This window comes from Micromonospora sp. NPDC049903 (assembly GCF_044460945.1).
GTDB lineage: Bacteria > Actinomycetota > Actinomycetes > Mycobacteriales > Micromonosporaceae > Micromonospora.
On sequence record NZ_JBITKL010000058.1, the window covers coordinates 1 to 4,251 of the forward strand.

Below are 4,251 nucleotides of genomic sequence, written 5' to 3' on the forward strand. Positions count from 1 at the left end.
CTCGCCGCCCTCACCCCCTTCCCAGCCGTGTCCTGTTATTACCTTTTGTGGCTCCCCCCGGGTTCGTATTCGCAGCTGAATGATAATAAAAAACCGGGGGGGGGGGCCCCGCCCCCCCCCCCACGACCGGGGGTCGTGGGGCGCTGGGTGAGTGGGTGGGGGGTTACATGTTGGCGACGTCGGCCTGCTTGGCGCGGACGGCCTCGGCGGCCTCCTTGAGGCTGGCCAGCTCGTCGGCGTCCAGGTCGGTCTCGACCACCCGCTTGACGCCCTCGGCACCGATCGCCGCCTCGACGCCCAGGTAGACGCCGGAGATGCCGTACTCGCCGTCGACCCAGGCGCAGACCGGCATGACCTCGCCGGAGTCCTCGGCGACCGCCTTGGCCATCCGGGCGGCGGCAGCGGACGGGGCGTAGTACGCCGAACCGGTCTTGAGCAGGGCGACCACCTCGGCCCCACCGTTACGGGTGCGGACGACCAGGTCCTCGATCTGCTCGGCCGGCATCGCCTCGCGTAGCGGCTTGCCGTTCACGCTGCTCTGCGACGGCACCGGGACCATGGTGTCGCCGTGCGACCCCAGGGTCAGCGTCTTCACCGACTTCACCGGCACCTCCAGCGCCTCGGCGACGAAGTTGGTGAACCGGGCGGTGTCCAGCATGCCGGCCTGGCCGAGCACCCGGTTACGCGGGAACTGGGTGGCGATCTGGGCCAGCGCGGTCATCTCGTCCAGCGGGTTGGAGACCACGATGACGACGGCGTTCGGGGCGTACTTGGCGACGTTCTCGGCGACCTGACGCACGATCTTGGCGTTGGTCTCCAGCAGGTCCATCCGGCTCATGCCCGGCTTGCGCGGCAGGCCGGCGGTGATGACGACGACGTCGGAGCCCTCGATGCCCTCGTAGCCCTCGCCGGTCGGGCCGGTGGTGACGCCGACGACCTTGGTCTCGAAACCCTCGACCGCACGGGACTGGTTGAGGTCGAGGGCGATGCCCGCGGGCTTGCCCTCGATGATGTCGGTGATGACGACGGTGTCGAAGACGTCGTACTCGGCCAGGCGCTGCGCGGTGGTGGAGCCGTAGAATCCGGCGCCGACGACAGTGACCTTCTTACCCATGGTCGTCCCACTCCCTGCTACCAGTCGGTTTTCCGGACGGTATCAGCCATCCTGGCACCGAGCAGGCCAGGGGCGGACGGTTATGGGCCTTCCGTCACCTCAGCCGCGTTCGGCCCGCTCGACCACGTTGGTCAGCAGCATGGCCCGGGTCATCGGACCGACCCCGCCGGGCATTGGCACCACCTTGCCGGCCACCTCGAAGACCTCCGGGTCCACGTCGCCGGTGTAGCGACCCTTGCCGTCCGAGCCGATCACCCGGGTGATGCCGACGTCGACCACCACCGCGCCCGGGGTGATCATCTCGGCCGTCAGCAGGCCGGGTACGCCGGCCGCGACGATGACGATGTCGGCGGCGCGGGTGTGCGCGGCCAGGTCGAGGGTGCCGGTGTGGCAGAGCGTCACGGTGGCGTTCTCGCTGCGCCGGGTCAGGAGCAGCCCGAGCGGACGACCGACTGTGTTACCGCGTCCCACCACCGCGACGTTGGCGCCGCGCAGCGGCACCTCGTGCCGACGGAGCAGTTCCACGATGCCGCGCGGGGTGCAGGGCAGCGGCGCGTCGTAGCCGAGCACCAGCCGGCCCAGGTTGACCGGGTGCAGGCCGTCGGCGTCCTTCTCCGGGTCGATCAGTTCGAGCACCCGCTGGGTGTCCAGGTGCGCCGGCAGGGGCAGTTGGACGATGTAGCCGTGGCACGCCGGGTCGGCGTTGAGCTCGGCGACCGCCCGGTCGACCTGCTCCTGGGTCGCGTCGGCCGGCAGCTCCCGGCGGAGCGAGGCGATGCCCACCTCGGCGCAGTCGCGGTGCTTGCCGTTGACGTACGCCTGGGAACCGGGGTCGCTACCGACCAGCACCGTGCCCAGTCCCGGCACGGTTCCCCGTTCCGCCAGGGCCTTGACCCGCGCCCGCAGCTCGTCCTTGATCTCCGCCGCAGTCGCCTTGCCGTCCAGAAGCGTCGCCGTCACGATCTGATCGTCTCACGCCCGCCACCGTCGCCTCCCCCGACCTGGCGGGCCCGCGACACCGACCGCGAAACTACTTTCCGTCAGGTGTCGTTCCTCACTTTGAGTCACTGCTTGTGCCGCCGAGCACTCCGACTCCGGACAGCCGGGCACGAAGGACCACGTATCCGACGATCGCGCCGCCTGACCCCGAGAAGGCGCCGGCCGCCGTGCCGCACCTCCCAACCCCCCGAATGTCTGCACGTCATCGACGCTTTAGGCGCTTCGGCGTAGCACGCCGACCGGGCCCCGCCAACATGTAGGGCCTCGTTCCGTTACCCCTTCGAGACCACTACGTTGCCGAGTCTCGGCGCACGACCTACCGTTGCCGAGCGTTGCGCAGAGTTACCCCCAATCCGGGCTCGATAGCGCAGCGTAATGAGATGAGGAGGCTCAATGCGCGTTCGTAGGCTCGCCGCCTGGACCGCCCTCCCGCTCGCGGTGACCCTGGGCCTGGTGGCCTGCGGCTCGGGCGGCGACGGTTCCGGTGAGAGCGACCCCAACGCGGCCGTGCGAATCGAGATCGCCGAGCCGCAGCACCTGGTGCCGACCAACACCAACGAGACGAGCGGTTCCCAGGTGCTCGCCGCCCTGTTCAGCCCGCTGGTCGACTACGACGAGGCCCACAAGCCGTACGAGGTCGCGGCCGAGTCGATCACGTCCGAGGACAACACCACCTGGACGATCACGCTGAAGGACGGCTACACGTTCCACAACGGCGAGGACGTCACCGCCGACAACTACATCGACGCCTGGAACTACGGCGCGTACGCCCCGAACGGGCAGAACTCCAGCTACTTCTTCGAGAAGATCGCCGGGTACGACGACCTCCAGGGCGAGAACCCGAAGGCCACCACGCTCAGCGGGCTCAAGAAGGTCGACGACGACACCTTCACCGTCACGTTGTCCCAGCCGTACAGCGAGTTCACCGCGATGCTCGGCTACACCGCCTTCTATCCGCTGCCGCAGGCCGCGTTCTCCGCGCCCGGCGAGCTGGCCGAGGGGTACGAGCAGGCGCCGATCGGCCAGGGTCCGTTCAAGATGAAGGGCACCTGGCAGCACGACGCCAAGGTCGAGGTCGAGCGGTACGACGCCTTCCCGGGCGAGCAGCCGAAGGTGGCCGGCGTCGAGTTCCGGATCTACCAGCAGCTGACCGCCGCGTACGCGGACGTGTTGTCGGACAACCTCGACGTGATCAAGACAATCCCGACCGAGAACCTGTCGACCGCCGCCACCGACCTGGGTGACCGGTTCCAGCAGAGTCCCGCCTCGTCGCTGCACTTCCTGGCCTTCCCCACCTTCCAGGACGAGTTCAGCAACCCGGACGTCCGCAAGGCCATCTCGATGGCGATCGACCGCGAGGAGATCACCCGGTCGATCTTCAAGGACTCGCAGCAGCCGGCCCGCTCGTTCGTCTCGCCGGTGGTCGCCGGCTACCGGGAGAACACCGTCGGCGCACCGGGCGAGTTCGACCCGGCCAGGGCCAAGGCGTTGTACCAGGCTGCGGGCGGCCCGTCGAAGATCACCCTGTCGTACAACGGCGACGGCGGGCACAAGGACTGGATCGACGCCACCTGCAACCAGCTCAAGGCCAACCTGGGCGTGGACTGCGTCGGCAACGCCGAGCCGAAGTTCGCCGACCTGCTGACCAAGGTCAAGGCCAAGCAGCCGGTCGGCCTGTTCCGGATGGGCTGGATCATGGACTTCCCGTCCATGGAGAACTACCTGGGCCCGCTGTACAGCTCGAACGGTTCGTCGAACTACTACGGCTACAGCAACCCGGAGTTCGACGAGCTGCTCGCCGAGGGCGCCAGCGCCCCCAGCGAGGAGGAAGCGATCAAGAAGTACCAGGCGGCCGAGGACCTGCTGGCCGAGGACCTGCCGGTGGTACCGCTGCGCTTCGGTCAGAACAACTTCGGTCACTCGACCAAGGTGAAGAACGTCGAGATGGACCTCTTCGACCGGGTCGACCTGATCCAGATCGAGGCCGTCAAGTAACACGACCACGGTGGCGGGGGGGGGGGGGGGGGGCCCGCCCCCCCCCCCGCCCGGCGGGGGGGGGGGGGGGGGGGGGGGTTTTGAGCGTAAAACGGGGGCGGCGGGGTGAGATTGTGCGGGGCGGGTTGGGGCCCCCCCCGGTC

Annotated in this window: 3 protein-coding genes; 1 reads left to right on the forward strand and 2 read right to left on the reverse strand. The window is 68.9% G+C overall.

Annotated features, from left to right (window positions below; genetic code table 11):
• Positions 1-163: 163 nt before the first annotated feature.
• Positions 164-1,114, reverse strand: a complete 951-nt coding sequence (locus ACIBO1_RS32215) for a malate dehydrogenase (RefSeq protein WP_396753075.1) — start codon at positions 1,112-1,114, stop codon at positions 164-166.
• Between the two features lie 99 nt (positions 1,115-1,213).
• Entirely contained in the window at positions 1,214-2,074 is an 861-nt protein-coding gene (locus ACIBO1_RS32220; protein WP_396753077.1) for a bifunctional methylenetetrahydrofolate dehydrogenase/methenyltetrahydrofolate cyclohydrolase, read from the reverse strand.
• 432 nt (positions 2,075-2,506) lie between these two features.
• Between ACIBO1_RS32220 and ACIBO1_RS32225 the strand changes: the two genes are divergently transcribed.
• A complete protein-coding gene (locus tag ACIBO1_RS32225; RefSeq protein ID WP_396753079.1) occupies positions 2,507-4,108 on the forward strand; it encodes an ABC transporter substrate-binding protein in 1,602 nt (533 codons plus the stop codon).
• Positions 4,109-4,251: the final 143 nt, after the last annotated feature.